Genomic DNA, 15205 nt, shown 5'->3' with positions numbered 1-15205 from the left:
TCATACCCTCCGCGCGGGACAGCCGCCGGATCTCGGCCCAATCTTCCACGTTCAGCACCCTCCAGGCTAAGCAAGGGGGTCAACTTTCAACCGTTGCCTGGGGGTCAGTTTTCACTAGTCGCCGACAGACGGGACACCGCTGCGCCGATTCGCTGCGGCAGACGTCGATCACGCCGTTCAAACAGACTCGGGGTTCGTGGTCGCTGATTTCAGTGGGCGGCTGGCACTGGTCGATCCAGACCCAGGGGTGCCGCACTACTCGACCCCCTCCAGGCGCATCACACAGCGGATCAGGGCCCTTCGCGCACACGGACCCCGCACTGTACTGGTCCTGACAAAGGGTACCCTGCGCGTCGTCGACGTCGATACGACCACGCCAGACACCAGCCGAACCTGACATCCGGCTTCGCCAGGCTCAGTGAGCGAAGCGCCTCGCCGAATGAACCCTGCCATGTGGCGAACTGATGGCGGACGTGGAAGAGTCGTGGTGGGCGGACATGTGAGGCTGTCCGCCCAACAAGGTCACTTCGTGGCCGTTGACAGCGAACCGCAGATCACGGCTCGAGTTGAAGCGCTGCCGCGGCCCGCGTTGCTGGTGGACGTGGACGGCCCCCTGAATCCGTATGCCGCTAAGCCGCATCAGCGTCCGGCGGGTTACACGACGCACCGGCTGCTCACGCCACGGTGGGAGGCTGCAGAGCGGCGTCGGTTAGCCGAGTGGGGACTGCCGAACAAGCGCGTTAAGCCGCTTCGGGTGTGGCTCAATCCGGATCATGGTCCCGCCCTGGCTGCTCTGGCCTTCGACTTGGTCTGGGCAACGACGTGGGAGCACGAGGCCAACGACTTCGTCGCGCCGGTCCTGGGATTGCCCGTCCTGCCGTTTATCGTCTGGCCAGATCCGCGGCCCGATCCTGAAGGCGGGGTGTTCTGGAAGACCCCGCAGATCGTGGCGTGGGCACGGGGCCGTGCTTTCGCGTGGGTCGACGATGAGATCACCGATGCGGACCGGGCCTGGGTGGGTGAGCATCATGCCGCCCCCGCCCTCCTGCACCGGATCGACCCTCAGGTCGGGCTGAGCGCGGCCGACTTCGCACTGCTCGCGCGATGGGCGCAGACTCTGGAAGGCTGAGCCTCATCCGCAGGCGTCCGTCGTTTCAGAGCCAGGTCGAGATGCCTCCAAGCTGTGGACGGAGTCGTGGATCTCGTCCGGTAGCTGGGGCGCGGTGCAGGCACGCTTTACGGCAGGACTCGGACCTGGCCGTCGTGTTGACGGGCCTGGGGCCGCATTGTAAAAAGGTTGGCCAGCCAGCCCTTGAAGATCTTTGACGCGACCGGAGGCCGTTGTTGCCCGCGATACACGACTTTGCGACGTGGGAGCCGCTTCTGCGGTTGGTGCGGGAGGCGAATGCGGAGGATCTCGCTTCTCCCGGAGGCCACGTGTCGGGGCGGATCGGCCGCGGCAGTTGGAGCGTGCCGTTCAAGCGCGTTCGGCCGCAGCCGGGACGGGCCCTGCTGGTCGAGGACAGGCAAGCCGAGTTCGACGCGGTCAAGCGGATACATGCCGCACTCGATGAGGACGGCCGGCACGACATCGCGTTCACCGCGGAGATCTCCTCGAGCGGACGAAGCGTCCTTTATCTGTTCAGTTTCGGCGGCGCGGTCGAGCGCGGCATCGGCGTGTACCCGGGCGCCCTCGTGCTGGCGGATGGCGCCGTTGCCGAGCCGTGGCGGCGTCTACCGGCTCCGGCACCTGGCGCGACGGCGGCGGCATCAGCGGACCCTGCGTTGCTGGAGCGGACGCTTCGCGATCGGCTACCTGATGCCGTGGGCGCCGGCGAGGACGAGATCGCCGCGGCGCAGGCACGTCTGGGCATCGAACTGCCCGAGGAGTTGAAGGTGCTCTACCGGGTGACACGGGCACGGTGGGAGGACTGGGACGAGGGCGGCGCGGGCGAAGACGAGCTCGTCGATGCCGTGGGCTGCCGGCTTTTCGATTTGGATCACGTCAGTGTCGCGGACGCCTCCTCCCGGCCGTGCCCGTGGCAGTTCGCGGCCGTTAAGGCGGCCGTCACGCCGCCGGGCGCCGCGGTGCAGGGTCTGGCCGGATCGCCCGGCTGGATCGTGTTCGGCTGCAACTACGGCGGCGACCAGCTCGCGGTCGACCTGACGCCGGGGCCGGGCGGACACACCGGGCAGGTCATCTTCCTGTCACACGAGGAGAACGTGGGCGCCGAACTGCTTGCCGACTCCCTGACCGACTTCGTGCTGGGCAGGAAGGTCGAAGCATCGAGTGCGGAGCGTGAGCTGGAGGCTCCGGTCGTCGCCAGGGTCAATGTCAAGAGTCTGCAGAGCACCGAAGCCGCCGCTCATCCCGGCTTGGAGGTTTTGAGTATCGGCGCGTGGGACGGTGAACCGCTGAGCCTGGCCCCGGTGTTCGGACTACCGCGCCTACGGACTCTGACCGCTTATCCCGGCACGCTTGCCGATCCGCTCGAGATCGCCTCATTGACCGCCCTGGAATACCTCGAGATCGGGTTGGAGGAGTGGCGGGCGCTGCTCGATGCCGGAGCCGTGCCGCGGGGTTTGGCCGCTTGCGGGATCGAGGTGCGATACAGGCAGCACCCGGTGCCGGTCGTGGCCCTCGCGAATGAACTGCTCGCGTTATGGAACCGGCCGACGATCGGCCAGATCATCCTGGAAGGACAGCTCGCTTCCAGTTAGCAGGCGCTATCCGGTTGCGCATCAAGCGTGCGACTCGGTTCATCGCGCCGGGAGGTGGGCGGCGAGGGTGGCGAGAGTGCCGAGCGTCATGAACGGCCCGAGCGCGATCTCGCTACGGCGTCCGGCTCGGTGTGTCGTCAGCAGAGCGGCACTGTAGAGACCCGCGAGCGTGATCGCGGCGATGGTGCCTTCGAGCACGCTGTGCCAGGAGAAGTAGCCGAGCGCGGCGGCGGCCAGCCACTAGACCCGCAGGTGGGAGGGGCGCCACCCGAGCAGCCGCGCACCCACGCGAGGGACGGAAAATCCTCCGCGCGTGCACCAGCAGCTTCCACGGCAAGCGCAGCGGAGAAATAACTCCCAAGGGATTGCCACTCCCCTGCCGCAACCAGCAAGGTCGCAGCGGCGTCTGCCGCGCTTTCCACGCGCGAAGGTCTGCACGGCGAACGCCCGCTGATCGGGCGGGTTTCTCCCGCCCGCCGCGCCGGTGGCAGAAACGCCCGCCGGGCAACCGAAGCCGGTACCGCTCGCGCGATGTACATAGATACTCTAGAATATGTACATCAAGTCGATACATGCGAGAGGAGCCGCCATGACCGTCACCCAGATCGATCTCGACGACGACGAGTTGGAGCAGGCGATGCGCAACCTCGGCACCGCCACCAAGAAGGACACGGTCAACACGGCGCTACGCGAGGTCAACGCCCGCCGGCGCCGTCTGGCCGCCCTCGAGCGCATGGCCGAACGCTATGAGCGCGGCGAGTTCGACGCGGCGGTCGCAGCCTGGGAGCAGCGCAAGGACACCGCCGCGGGCACCGGGGCGCCCACAGAGTGAGCGAGGCCTACCTCATCGACACCAGCGCCGTCTGGCGGATCCTGCGCAACGAGGACGACCTGCGACTGCGCTGGCGCCCGTTCCTGGCCGAAGGCCTGCTGCGCCACTGCATGCCCACCCGGCTCGAGATCCTCTTCGGCGCACGCAGCCCGGCCCACCGCGAAGAACTCGAAGCCGACCTCGACGCGATGTTCCCGCCGGTCGGCATGCCCAAAGACCCGTGGCGCTGGGCCGAGCGCGCCCAACACGAACTGACCGGCCACTCCCAACACCGCGGCCCCGGCGTCATCAACCTACTCGTGGCCGCCACCGCCGTCCACCACGACCTGACCGTCCTGCACGTCGACAACGACTTCCCCGCCCTCGCCCGTGTACTGCCCGAATTGCGCGAACGCGACGCACGCGCATAAGCCAAGCCGATGTGCCACCGTTCCCGCAGCGCCCCCTCCCACCTCCACAGCGGCGGGAGGGACAGCTCCGACCCACGAGGGAAACCGCGGCCGAGCCGAAAGTCCTCAGCGCTTCCGGGCGGCGGCTCATCGCGGAAGAGCGCAGAGCACGACTCACAGGAGCAGCCGCCACTCTCCCGTCCCGAACGGGCACGTCACGGCGTTGCGTGACGTTCGCCCGCTCCCACCGGAGCGGCGGACGGGAGAAACGCCAACCGATCGGCCCCACCCGCTCGCGGGAGGGATGTGGGAGGGACACGGTTGACGTGCGACGGAACACGACGACACGAGGCGGACACGGCGACGGGCCGAATCCGGACAGAACAGCACAAACCAAGACTAGCAAGTACGTGCCGATATATCAGATTACAGACTCATAATCCTTGGGTCGTGGGTTCGAGTCCCACCCGCCCTACCGAGGTTGGACATCCGACCAGGCTCATGACCTGCGGAAATATGCAGTATCAGCCCTGAACAGTTGTGAAGTCCCCCAGCGGCCCTGCCAGGAATTGACCCATTGGCGAGGCGATGGCGAGTAACCGGGGATTAGTGCCGCGCATTGGGCGGCGTTGTGCCGATGGCTTTTGTGCGTTGGCGTTGCAGATCCCAGATTTCGGTCCGGCGGGTCTGAGGCACACGCCGTTCCATGGATTCCGATGATTTGGCCCGGTGCCGTCGTGTCCCGTTCTCACCCAAGGCCGCCCAACCTGGCCCGGGCTAGCCCGATCGGTGCCGTGTGATCCCGTCTCAGAGCAGCACGTCATTCTGGTCCAATCCAGACCCGGCTCGCCCAGGCTAGCCCTTCGAGTGCAACGATTCCCCGTGGGTGACACGTCATGTCCTGCGCCCGCCCCGCTCGGCGCTAAGTCACTGATCCAGCTGGCTGCGGCTCGATGCCCAGGACCTCGGTGACGATCGCGCGGATCGGTCTCAGCTTGACTCTGTCGGTGATCTTGATGGTTGAGGTCAGGTGCCCAGGGTTCGCCAGGACTTCGAGCGGTGGAATCCCTGCTGGTCGAGGAACGTCTGGAAGGAGGTCGGCGGTCGCGCTGGGGAGGTTTCGTCGGTGACTAACCGGCTGCTGAGGCGCTCGATGTTCACGGCGATGGCCATCAGGACGTGTTGCACGTGGGCTTTGGGCTCTCCTCGGTAGCGGCAGCGGCGCATGCCGTGTCCGTGGGCGAATTCGTTCATTGTGCCCTCGATGCCGGAGCGGACCGCGTAGCGGGCCTTCCAGTCGGGGGTCTGCTGTTCGGCGCGGGCGCGCAGTTGCAGGTCGCGCAGTTCTCGCGGGGGGAAGCCCACGTTGCGGGCGCCTTCTTTGGAGCTGGTGCACTGGGCGCGGGCCGGGCACGGCTGGCACTGGCCCTTGGTGAACCGCGCGACGATCAGGGGCGCGGCGGTGGGCGAGGACGTCGGGGATAGGGGCCGTGCCAGCCCTGGCTGACGTGGCCTTGCGGGCAGGTGACCTCTCGGCGCTCGAAGTCGATGTGGAAGTCGTCGCGGTCGTAGCCCTCGTTCTTGCGGTGTTGGCCGGTGGGGTTGCCTGGCAGCGGCCCGCTGACGGTGACCTGGTGTTCGCGGGCGGCGCGTTCCAGGTGGACCAGGGAGGTGTAGCCGCCGTCGACCAGGTGCTCGGTGGGCAGCAGGCCGCGGCGCGCGAGGCGGGTGTGGATGCCGGACAGGGCTTGGCCGTCGTTCGTGGCGGCCGAGGTGGTGGCGACGTCCGTGATCACGTTCACGCTGTCGGGGGCGCAGGTCTCGGTCAGATGGGCGGCGAACCCCTTCCAGTCGATGATGTGGCCGTGGCGCACGTAGCGCGCCGTGGTGTCGTAGGGCGAGACGATCGCCAGCGAGGAGGGCGGCAGCCCTCCGTCGTCGGCGGTGCGCCAGCACAGCCGGCCGGCCGGGTCGCGGTAGTAGTTCTGCACGACGATCTGCCGCAGGGTCTCGGCCTGCGGGCCGGGCCGGTAGCCCGATCCGTTCCGGTACAGGTACTCGAGCAGCCGGCAGGCGTCCTGGCCGGCGGCCAGGATCCTGGTCTTGGGCCGGGTGGGGTTCTTGCCCAGCCGCACCGCACGACCGTAGCGGCGTCCCCAGTCCTCCTCGACCACCCCGACCAGCAGGTGACCGGCCGATCGCGCCACCTCCTCCAGCGCGGCACGGACCGACTCGGTGACCAACTCCAGCCGCGTCAAATCGCGCACCGCGGCCAGGACGTGGGTGGAGTCGGTGCGCTGTGTGGTGCGCTCGCGCACGAGCCCGGCATGCTTCAAGCGCTCCAGCGCCAGATCCAGGAGACGGTCGGCGCGGTCCTCGTGGGCCAGCCGTTCGCGAATATCGGGACGGCACGCTGCGGCCCACAGCCGTCCGCAATCCCGCGCACTTCCCCCGGATCATCCCGCTGGCCCTGCGCGTCCGGTGCCGACCGAGCCGCATCAACCCGATCGCCGCCGGGCTCGCGCGGCGGCCGGACACGGTGTGGGTCGACATTCTCGGCGGCGGCAACGAGATCAGCAGCGTGCTGTTCCTCGACGGCCCGGACGCCCGCAACGCGCTGCTGCTTCGCGACCTGCCCGCGACCGCCGACGTCCTGTCGTGGGACGCGTACGACCTGATGAAGGTCTTCCCCGCGGGCTTCGCCTGGAGCGGTGGGCTGCTGACGAGCGACCAGACGGAGATGCTGCGCCCGTACCCGGAGGAACCGGCCGACACGCCGACCATCCAGCCGATCGACGACGCGCTCATCGACCGGCTCGCCATCAACTCGCGTGCCGGCTACAGCGAACTGGCCGCCCAGCTGGACACGTCGGCGTCAACCGTGAGCCGCCGACTCGAAACGCTCGTCGCCGCGCACGTCGTGCGGCTGGCGTGCGAGGTGGACCTCAGCCTGCTCGGCATCAGGAGCGAAGCGCTGTTGTGGATCACGACCGGCCCCGGCAGCCTGGAGACGATCGGGCAAGGCCTCAGCCGGCATCCGCAGGTGCGCTTCGCCGCCGCGACGACCGGCGCGGCGAACCTGCTCGTCGCCGTCGCCGCCAAGGACCTCAGCGGACTCTACGCCTTCGTCACCGGCACGATCGGAACGCTCGCCGACATCCGCGGGGTCGAGCTGACCCCGATCTTGAACGCGGTCAAACGCACCGGCCGGGTCCGGCGGTCCGAACCGCTCAGCCGTTGACGCACACGAACTCCCCGGCAGTATGTGCGCTGCCGGGTCCGCCATCCGGCATGCGGTCAGATGACAGATTCATCGCGGATCACTCCGGTACCACTATTGCCATGGGACCTGTGGGTGGTCCCTGCGGGCGCGCGCTGGGGTCGGCGGTCCAGCGCGCGCCTCGGAACGTCCATGACTTCCAGCGCCCATCCCGCACTCCCGCGTTGCAGTCATTCGACGGATGCGCGTCAGGCCAGGAATACGAGATCTTGAAGGCGTGCCGGGCTGGAACGAGAGTTGCGGGAAATGAGTGCACGCCATGCGAGCCAGAACATCGAAGAGCGCTGGGATTCAGGGTTGCGAAACGGTCACCGCCAATCCACGCGGATTCGCCGTGTATGAATCGATACTGTGCGCGATGGCGTGCTTCGGCGTGTGGATACCGCCGATCTCTGGAGGCGAGCGCCTCCATGTGGACGAAAGCTCGGGGCCGCCGCAGGGCCATCCCGAGCGCTTAGTGCCGACGATGCGGCCGACCCGGACGGAGCGGAAACTGTGGGCCCAGCTGCGGCCGATGCGTGGTGGCAGCGTCTGATGGAGTATCGCTATGGCAGGCGTGGTTAATCCGCCACCTGATGTCCACGGCATGGCAGTCGCGCATCGCGCCTTCCGCCGTCAACTCGCGGAACTGCCGGATCTCGTGCTCGGAGTGCGGCCCGGGAACGCCACGCGAGCCCGCCTGGTCGTGTCCGCGGTGCGGTTCGCGCTACTGGGCCTGGAGGTTCACCACCTCAGCGAGGACGAGTACCTGTGGCCGAGGCTCATGCAGCGTGCGACGGGACAGTCCGAGGCGATCGCCTGCATGAAGCTGCAGCACTACCGGCTCGACGACCTCATCGCGCACGTGACCGGCTCGCTCGACGACTTGGCCGCAGACCCGCGGCAGCCCCTGTGCGAGAAGGTCGCCGCCTGACTCAGCGAGCTGAGTCAGGCGGCGGTCGCGCACATGGACGAAGAGGAACGCACGATCCTGCCACTGGCCGCCGAGCACCTGAGCGTCGCGGAGTGGGAGGAATTCGCAACGCTCGCCCTGGCGAAGCTGGACGGAAGGCTCCTGCTGCACGCATTCAGCGCCCTGATGGCGGTGACTGCTCCCGAAGAGCGGCGGACGATCCTCGGGACGGCGCCCTTCCCGGTCCGCGTCCTGTGGCGTCTGCACGGACGCCGCTCATACGCCCGTTGGCACGCCCGGCTACACGAGGTGTGAGCAATACGAAGAAGGGTATCGCCGTCAGGGCACGATTCGGCGACATCGCCTCGTATAGTCGTGGCGATGCAGCTGGGTTCCCAAGCACACGCCGTCGACCTGATCACCTCGAACTCGTTGCCGCGGACACCCGACTTCGCGAAGAGCTGAAACAGCACCGCCGCGAGCTCGAGTGGCTCCGCGAAGAGAATGAGATTCCGCGTCAGGCCGCGGAGCCGTTGATCCACCTCGCACCGGCGCGCGAGCGCTTCGCCTTCATCCACCGGTTGCGCGGCAAGTCCAGTATCAAGCGGATGTGCCGGGTACTGGTGACCGACCGGAGCCGTGCCCCTTTCGCCGGCTTCGTCGTTGCTTGAGCAGTCACCGCGTGAAGCGCCATGGCACCGAGTACCGGTTGAGAATCAGTTCCATGGCCTGCCTGTCGATTCCGGGCGGCGCCGTGATGTGCGCGGCGACTGTGCCGCCTTCGATCACTGCGTCGATCGTGAAACCGTTCCCCAGACTGCAGAGCGCTTCGGCCAGGGCGCGCCGAGTCGCGTCGGCCCGCAGCGGAAGTTTGTCGGGCTTGCCGACCTCGGTGAGCGGCAGCACCTCCAGGATGGTCACGGATTTCGGCGCGGCGGCCGGCTCGGGCACGTACTCGGCGGCCCAGACGACGAGTTCCTTCTCGTCCACCTCGGCCGCATGGTCCACGGCGACGTACGCCACCGGAACCTCGCCGGAGTGCGGATCCGGCCGTCCGACCGCGCCCGCCGCGGTAACCGCGGGATGCGCGAGGAGCGCTTCCTCGATAGCGGACGGATCGATGTTGTGGCCGCCTCGGATGATCAGGTCCTTCGCGCGTCCGGCGAGGTGGATGAACCCGTCGGCGTCGAGGTGGGCGAGGTCACCGGTATCGAGCCAGCCATCGACGACCGCGTCGGCCGCATCCAGCACACGGGCGTCGTCAGTGCGGTCGGTGACGTATCCCGCGAACACGGTCGGTCCGGCGATGGCCAGTACCCCCCTCTCTCCGATCTGGCACTGCTCCCGGGTGTCCGGGCGCAGTACCCTGACCCGCTGGTAGGGCATGCGTTGCCCGACGGCGCCCGGACGCGGCGCGTGCGGGAAGCTTCGGGCGCTGGCGCAGGTGGCCTCGGTCAGCCCGTAACCCTCCACCAGGTCCAATCCGGTGCGTTCGCGGAACGCCGCGCGAGTCGCCGCGGGCAGCGGTGACGCACCGACCACCGCGTGGCGCAGGCTGCTGATATCGGCGTCCACCGGGTACTGCGCGAGCGCCGCGTACACCGTGGGCACCGCGCTCATCATCGCGATCCGGTAGCGCTGCACGATCTTCCAGAACGCCGGGTAGAGTGCCGGATCCCGGTAGCCCAGAGGCGCGGCCCAGACGGTGCGCTGGCCGTGGAACAGCGGCGTGAGCAGTGTGACCATGAGTGCATTGACATGGAAGAGAGGCAAGGCGGCGAAGACGACCTGCTCGGCGTCGAACAGAGTCGAGGCGGCCATCATCCACGCGTTGGCGACCTGGTTCGCGTGCGTGTGCGCGGCCAGTTTCGGTGTCCCGGTGGTGCCGCCGGTGTGGATGAACGCTGCGAGGTCCTCGCGTGCGGGGGCGCATCCGGCGAAGGCGTCGGCATCTTCGGCCTCTGCCAGGTCCGCGAGATACCCGATCGCCACATCCTCGACCGGGGACAATGGCCCGCGTTCAATCGTTCCGGTCGGCCTCAGTAGTAGGACCGCATCGACCTCCTGCCCCACCTCGCGCGCCTTCGTCCAGGCATCCGGCGATAATTCGGGCCCAGCCGTAATCAGGATCCGAGCGCCGGAACGCCGCAGCAGTTCGCCCAGCCGCGGCACGGACAACGCCCCGTTCAGCGGCGCCGCGATACCGGCGACTTGGGCCGCGAGGGTGGCCGCGATCAGCTCCTCGCAGTTGGGCGCCATCAGCGCGACCGCGTCGCCTCGACGAATCCCGAGCCGGTGCAGCAGATTGGCATAGCGGTGCACTTGCGCGAGCAACTCGGCGAATGTGCGACTGCGCGGCTGATCCCACCGCGCGGCGTCGGACAGCACAGTCAGCGCCGTGCGCTCCGGCCACCGCTCAGCAGCCCTGACCAACAGCGCATACGTGGACTCAGGCAGACCACGCGCCTCCAACGGCACGGCTTCGATCGCGGACAGATCGCCTGGATCGGCGTACCGAGGCCATAGTAGGTCATCAGCCATTGAATATGCCCCTCGCGCTTTCGAGCCCGTGTTGGATCCCCTGACGACCATTGTGGACCGAAGCGGCGAAGCCGGTCATCCGTAATCTGACTGGAGTTCGAACATCTTATGGGGGGGGGGCGATCGCGAGCATTCGGCGTCGCGCTTTGCGGCGTTGTCCACATCTCGCTGAAACGGAACACCCGTTATATTCGGTCCGACCCGCGCGGTCTTCACCGGGGCCAGCGGCCTCGGTCGGCTGGCCCGGCAGACTGGCGCGAAACAGGCCGTCCAGCACGGGCTGGGCCGAGCGGTCGGTCGCGCAGATCGCGCACGCCAGCGGCTTCACCACTCACGCGTCGTTCAGCACCGCCTTCCGACAGGATTCGGCTTGACGCCCACTAATGCCGGGGAGCGCCGATGGCCGCGTTGAGTCCCGGCGTGTCGATCGTCCCCGGACTTGCGGCGCTGACTCGGATTCACGGCCCTTCAGCTCGTTCGCCCAGGTTCGGGCGAAAGACCGCGTCGCAGCCTTCGTAGCCGAATAGAGACCGAATCCCTCCGGCCCTCCATGGTCCAGATCGACCCGAGAGGATGACGGAGGCATGGTCGTTGAGCAGCGGCACTGCCTTCTGCACGGTGAAGACTGCTCCCCGCACGTTCACGCCCAGAATAAAGTCCAGATGATCCACCGTGACCTGCTCGAGAGGAGCCCACTGACCCACGCCGGCATTCGCATACAGCACGTCCATCCGGCAGCCGTCTTCCGAAATCCGCTCGTAGAGCCGATCGAGGTCGGTCGGCCTGGAGACATCGCCCTGCACCCCGATCGCTCCCCGCCCTATGGCGGCTACGGCAGCATCGAGTTCCTGCTTCCGCCGACCGGTGAGGTATACGCGCGCGCCCCTCGTCAGCCATCCGACGGGGCCCGGCGAAACCGATGCCCGTCGATCCGCCGGCCACCACCGCCGTCTTGCCTTCCAACCGCCCCATCAGGCTCCTCCTCGTAGTCGGAGACCCGCCGCACCGCGAACCGTGATGGCAGCAACATATGGCGTCGCGTCGGCGGGCCGATGACGATTTCCAGTCTCACGCTCCGAGCCCGCGCACTCTTTCGCTCCGGCGCAGAGCGCTTGCCCAGAGGCGCATTCCTTCGACTGAGGGCGCGACAAGCTACTGATTATGTTTGAGGGCGCGATGGAGAGTTCGCTTCCGTCATTTGACGGAAGCGTGATGATCTCCGCTCCTTGTAGCGTGGCGCGTTGACGGCTCAAGGGCCGTCAACGCGCCGTCACCTCTGACACCAATGAATCGAGATGGATACCATGGGGGATTCCCACATCCCAGGGACCCGAATATCGGGTGGTGCGCGATCTCGCACACTGCGGATCGGGGCACCGCTCGTCGTCCTTTCCGTTGCGCTCGCCACCGCATCCATTCAGACCGCGGACGCCGCGCCGAGCGCCGCCTCGCACACGCTCGTCGCGGTCGGCTCCGTCGCCCCGGCACCCGCCGGAGCCGAAACCGCGCCGGCTCCGAGCGACTCGACCACGATCGACGTGGACGTCGCCCTCCAGCCGCGTAACGCCGACGAACTCAGCCGGTATGCCGAACTGGTCAGCGACCCGAAATCGCCCTTCTACAAGCAATACCTGACGAAGGAACAGGTCCAACTGCTCTTCGCCCCGACACAGTCCACGGTGGACAACGTCACCGCGGCATTGCGGGCCCAGGGACTCAACCCGCGCGCCGCAGTCGACGACGGTCTCTACATCCCAGTCACCGCCACCGTCAGCACACTCAAGCGGGCCTTCAGAGTCGGCTTCACCGGCTACCGGCTCGCGGACGGCCGACGCGCGTTCAACGCCACCGCCGTTCCGAAGCTCGACGGCAGCGTCGCGAGCGCGGTGCGCGGCGTCGTCGGACTCGACGACTTCATGCAGCCGGACGTGCAGTACCGCGCGGCCGGCGGGCACGGAAAGCGCGCCAACATATCGCCCGCCGCCGTCGCGAGTCAGTCGAGCGCGGCGCATCGCAACGGTGCCGTACCCGCGCTGTGCAGTTCGTTGACCACCACGATCGACGCCTACCTCACACAGAACGGCTACACCGGCAAGGACGGCGGCACCTACTACTCCCCGACCGCGCTGGCCAGCGCCTACGGCTACGTCAAGCGTCTCGAATCCGGCGACGACGGCCAAGGCGTGTCAGTCGCGGTCGAGGAGTGGGAGGCGCCGGACCGGCAGGCGATCTCGGAGTACGAGAACTGTGTCGGCTCGCACAGCAAGGTCAGCTACGTGTTCGACGGCTCGGGCACACCCGTCCAGCCGACGCCCGACAACTACGTCGGCGTGGAGACCGCTATCGACACCGAGGCGGTCGCCGCGGTCGCGCCACTAGCCTCGATCATCGACTATGAGGGCTCGGACTACGACAACACCTTCACCGACGCCGACTGGCTCGAGAACTTCGCAAAGCCGGTCAGCGACGACATCGCCAGTGCGATCTCGATCTCTTGGCTCATCGGCTGCGAGTCGGGCCCCGTCGACAGCTCGCTTGAAAACAGCCAGACCACCACGCTAGAGTTGGCCGCTCTGCAGGGCCAGAGCGTCTTCGCCGCCTCAGGCGACAACGGCTCCGAAGGCTGCGCGGAGCCGCAACTGAACGTCAGCGACCCGGCGGACAACGCATGGCTCACCGCCGTCGGCGGCACATACATGCAGGGCCTGACCAATCCGACCATCACTCCGTGGAACGACTCCTTCGACACCTCCGCGACCGAGGGCATCGGCCTGCTCGACAACGGAGGCGCCACCGGCGGCGGGGTGTCGACGTTGCACAGCTTCCCGAGCGAATGGAACTACCAGGCCGGGTTCATCGCTCCTGGCTATAGCGACGTCTGCGGCGCGGCCTCGGGCCAGTACTGCCGGCAGGTTCCCGACCTCTCCCTGGACGGCGACTGGCGCTCCGGTTTCCCGCTGATCTACTACGCCGATAGCTCGGGCTACGACGTGCTGATGGTCGCCGGCACCAGCCTCGCCACCCCCATCCTGGCCGCCATCACCGCGCTCGCCGACAGTTCCGCCAAGTGCGCCGCCACCGGCCCGGCCGGTTTCATCAACCCGCTGATATATGATCTGGCGAGGGACCCGGCGACATACGCCGCGACCTTCAACGACGAAACCACCGGCAACAACGCCTACATACCGTCCGGCTACACCGGTTCGCTCTACCAGGCCGCGAAGGGCTATGACATGGCGTCCGGCCTCGGCAGCCCGAAAGCGCAGACCCTGATCCCCGCCTTGTGCACCGGGGCCGCGTGGCCCGGCGGCTGGCACGTCGGCCGGAACCGACTCGGCGAAGCTGCGCAGCAAGGCCAAGCGAGCGTGGACGAGGCGATCACCGCCGAGAAAGCCGAAGCTGCCGGGAAGCGCTAACGTTCAGCATTCCCGAGTATCAGGGTCGGCCGGTGCGCCCGGAAGCCGAGCGAGCCTCCGGGGCGCACCGGCCCTCGGCCGAGGTGTTGCTGTGGACTGGAGTGAGCCCCCGGAACCCCGTGCCTGGATACCGGATGGAAGATCATCCAAAGGAATGAGTACCAGGTGGCGCAGCACGGGAGCGGCAAGCGGTACCGGGCGGAGCTCAAGCGCGATGCGGTCGAGTCCGTCCGCTCCAGCTCGGACCGGACGGTGGCGGAGATCGCCGCGGAACTCGGCGTCGGCGGGCAGAGCCTGCGCAACTGGGACGGCTCGAACGAAGACATCACGGCGCCGCGCACCGCCGCCCCTCCCACCGATCCAACGGTTGGGAGGGACGGCGACCCGGACGGCCGTACCGATTACAGGAGGGACGTGCGAGGGATACGGTTGACGTGCGACGCAACCGGGCGGCACGCGACGGACGCGACGTCCGGCCCAATCCGGACAGACCGGCACCAAACGGCACCAGTAGCTATGGGTTAATATATCAGGATACAGACTCATAATCCTTGGGTCGTGGGTTCGAGTCCCACCCGCCCTACCGAGGTTAAACATCCGACCACCGGGTTGACGTGGGGTTTCGCTCCATTTTCCGCTTTCTGAACTAGACCATCTGACAGGGTCTTTCGGGTCAAAGTGGGAGAGAAGCGGGAGGGCCTGGAACGATCTTGAGCCCGGCGAAGATGAACAAAAGCCTCGTGGGAATTGACGGATGAATCCGTGGGCCGACGTTTTTTTCACGGGGATCGACGGCATTCGGGCCGGTCAATAGGCCTGGAGTTGATACGCACGGCTCTCCGCCGGAGAGTCTCCGGCGCTGCCAGTTCCGTTGCAGGGTTTTGCGGAAATCCGCCGCTTGAGCGGTGTCGGGATATGACGGGTCGTGCGGGCCGTGCGGCACGCTGGGGCGGTGCGACGCGGTTCATGCCGCGGTGGCGTCGAGGCGTCGGCTGCGACGAAGCTAGTGCCGCGTCAGGCTACGTTTGCCCGGTCGACGATGCGGCGTAGTTCGCGGTTCTCGGCGTTCCGGTTCCTCCAGGCGATGTAGCGGCGGATCATGCTGCCTTGTTCTTGGTGGGTGCGGTGGTCGGT

Annotated in this window: 16 protein-coding genes and 1 pseudogene; 11 read left to right on the top strand and 6 right to left on the bottom strand. The window is 67.5% G+C overall.

The window, feature by feature from the left end; all coding sequences use genetic code 11:
• Positions 1-574: 574 nt before the first annotated feature.
• Both KDK95_RS30625 and KDK95_RS36410 read left to right on the top strand, forming a co-directional pair.
• Positions 575-1129, top strand: coding sequence for an HAD domain-containing protein (locus KDK95_RS30625; protein WP_372463414.1), 555 nt, complete (start codon positions 575-577; stop codon positions 1127-1129).
• A gap of 215 nt (positions 1130-1344) precedes the next feature.
• Positions 1345-2721 carry an SMI1/KNR4 family protein gene (locus KDK95_RS36410; protein WP_372463413.1) on the top strand — a complete coding sequence of 459 codons (1377 nt, stop codon included), beginning with the start codon at positions 1345-1347 and terminating at the stop codon, positions 2719-2721.
• Positions 2722-2760: 39 nt separating this feature from the next.
• Here the strand turns inward: KDK95_RS36410 and KDK95_RS30615 are convergent, their stop codons facing one another.
• On the bottom strand, positions 2761-2919 hold the full coding sequence (locus tag KDK95_RS30615) for a hypothetical protein (protein ID WP_212521818.1): 159 nt from the start codon (positions 2917-2919) through the stop codon (positions 2761-2763).
• 391 nt (positions 2920-3310) lie between these two features.
• On the opposite strand from KDK95_RS30615, the gene KDK95_RS30610 reads away from it, so the two are divergent.
• Positions 3311-3553, top strand: a complete 243-nt coding sequence (locus KDK95_RS30610) for a type II toxin-antitoxin system VapB family antitoxin (RefSeq protein ID WP_212521817.1) — start codon at positions 3311-3313, stop codon at positions 3551-3553.
• Positions 3550-3963 carry a PIN domain-containing protein gene (locus KDK95_RS30605; RefSeq protein WP_212521816.1) on the top strand — a complete coding sequence of 138 codons (414 nt, stop codon included), beginning with the start codon at positions 3550-3552 and terminating at the stop codon, positions 3961-3963. The genes KDK95_RS30610 and KDK95_RS30605 overlap by 4 nt, the downstream gene beginning before the upstream one ends.
• A 1005-nt stretch (positions 3964-4968) precedes the next feature.
• Here KDK95_RS30605 and KDK95_RS30600 read toward each other — a convergent pair.
• Together KDK95_RS30600 and KDK95_RS30595 are read right to left on the bottom strand one after the other, a co-directional pair.
• Positions 4969-5391, bottom strand: coding sequence for a transposase (locus KDK95_RS30600; RefSeq protein WP_307844798.1), 423 nt, complete (start codon positions 5389-5391; stop codon positions 4969-4971).
• Positions 5391-6278 carry a hypothetical protein gene (locus tag KDK95_RS30595; protein WP_212521815.1) on the bottom strand — a complete coding sequence of 296 codons (888 nt, stop codon included), beginning with the start codon at positions 6276-6278 and terminating at the stop codon, positions 5391-5393. The genes KDK95_RS30600 and KDK95_RS30595 overlap by 1 nt, the downstream gene beginning before the upstream one ends.
• Before the next feature lie 203 nt (positions 6279-6481).
• Between KDK95_RS30595 and KDK95_RS30590 the strand changes: the two genes are divergently transcribed.
• From KDK95_RS30590 to KDK95_RS30575, 5 genes are all read left to right on the top strand, one after another.
• A complete protein-coding gene (locus tag KDK95_RS30590; protein ID WP_212521814.1) occupies positions 6482-7183 on the top strand; it encodes an Lrp/AsnC family transcriptional regulator in 702 nt (233 codons plus the stop codon).
• Positions 7184-7481: 298 nt separating this feature from the next.
• Positions 7482-7757, top strand: coding sequence for a DUF6059 family protein (locus KDK95_RS38420; RefSeq protein ID WP_372463412.1), 276 nt, complete (start codon positions 7482-7484; stop codon positions 7755-7757).
• Positions 7758-7808: 51 nt separating this feature from the next.
• Positions 7809-8135: a hemerythrin domain-containing protein gene (locus tag KDK95_RS30585; RefSeq protein ID WP_212521813.1), complete on the top strand. Its 327-nt coding sequence runs from the start codon at positions 7809-7811 to the stop codon at positions 8133-8135.
• Positions 8136-8168: 33 nt separating this feature from the next.
• On the top strand, positions 8169-8429 hold the full coding sequence (locus tag KDK95_RS30580; RefSeq protein WP_212521812.1) for a hypothetical protein: 261 nt from the start codon (positions 8169-8171) through the stop codon (positions 8427-8429).
• Positions 8426-8785: a hypothetical protein gene (locus tag KDK95_RS30575; RefSeq protein WP_212521811.1), complete on the top strand. Its 360-nt coding sequence runs from the start codon at positions 8426-8428 to the stop codon at positions 8783-8785. Before KDK95_RS30580 ends, KDK95_RS30575 begins: the two co-directional genes overlap by 4 nt.
• A 4-nt stretch (positions 8786-8789) precedes the next feature.
• Here KDK95_RS30575 and KDK95_RS30570 read toward each other — a convergent pair whose 3' ends face one another.
• On the bottom strand, positions 8790-10655 hold the full coding sequence (locus KDK95_RS30570; RefSeq protein ID WP_212521810.1) for an acyl-CoA synthetase: 1866 nt from the start codon (positions 10653-10655) through the stop codon (positions 8790-8792).
• A gap of 458 nt (positions 10656-11113) precedes the next feature.
• Positions 11114-11548 carry an SDR family NAD(P)-dependent oxidoreductase gene (locus KDK95_RS30565; RefSeq protein WP_212521821.1) on the bottom strand — a complete coding sequence of 145 codons (435 nt, stop codon included), beginning with the start codon at positions 11546-11548 and terminating at the stop codon, positions 11114-11116.
• A 411-nt stretch (positions 11549-11959) separates the two neighbouring features.
• On the opposite strand from KDK95_RS30565, the gene KDK95_RS30560 reads away from it, so the two are divergent.
• Both KDK95_RS30560 and KDK95_RS38415 read left to right on the top strand, forming a co-directional pair.
• Positions 11960-14071 (top strand): S53 family peptidase, encoded by a 2112-nt coding sequence (locus KDK95_RS30560; RefSeq protein WP_212521809.1) that lies wholly within the window; start codon positions 11960-11962, stop codon positions 14069-14071.
• Between the two features lie 165 nt (positions 14072-14236).
• Positions 14237-14596 (top strand): transposase, encoded by a 360-nt coding sequence (locus tag KDK95_RS38415; protein ID WP_372463411.1) that lies wholly within the window; start codon positions 14237-14239, stop codon positions 14594-14596.
• A gap of 489 nt (positions 14597-15085) precedes the next feature.
• Here KDK95_RS38415 and KDK95_RS38410 read toward each other — a convergent pair.
• A pseudogene (locus tag KDK95_RS38410) lies at positions 15086-15205 on the bottom strand (transposase); the annotation flags it as partial.

It is taken from the genome of Actinospica acidithermotolerans (genome assembly GCF_018139625.1).
Classification (GTDB): Bacteria; Actinomycetota; Actinomycetes; order Streptomycetales; family Catenulisporaceae; genus Actinospica; species Actinospica acidithermotolerans.
This window is presented reverse-complemented; position numbering and strand designations above follow the sequence as displayed.

Coding starts and splice junctions, on each gene's coding strand:
- KDK95_RS30585 (WP_212521813.1), top strand. CDS start 7,809: ATGGCAGTCGCGCATCGCGCCTTCCGCCGTCAACTCGCGGAACTGCCG.
- KDK95_RS30610 (WP_212521817.1), top strand. CDS start 3,311: ATGACCGTCACCCAGATCGATCTCGACGACGACGAGTTGGAGCAGGCG.
- KDK95_RS38420 (WP_372463412.1), top strand. CDS start 7,482: ATGCGAGCCAGAACATCGAAGAGCGCTGGGATTCAGGGTTGCGAAACG.
- KDK95_RS30560 (WP_212521809.1), top strand. CDS start 11,960: ATGGGGGATTCCCACATCCCAGGGACCCGAATATCGGGTGGTGCGCGA.
- KDK95_RS30570 (WP_212521810.1), bottom strand. CDS start 10,655: ATGGCTGATGACCTACTATGGCCTCGGTACGCCGATCCAGGCGATCTG.
- KDK95_RS30580 (WP_212521812.1), top strand. CDS start 8,169: ATGGACGAAGAGGAACGCACGATCCTGCCACTGGCCGCCGAGCACCTG.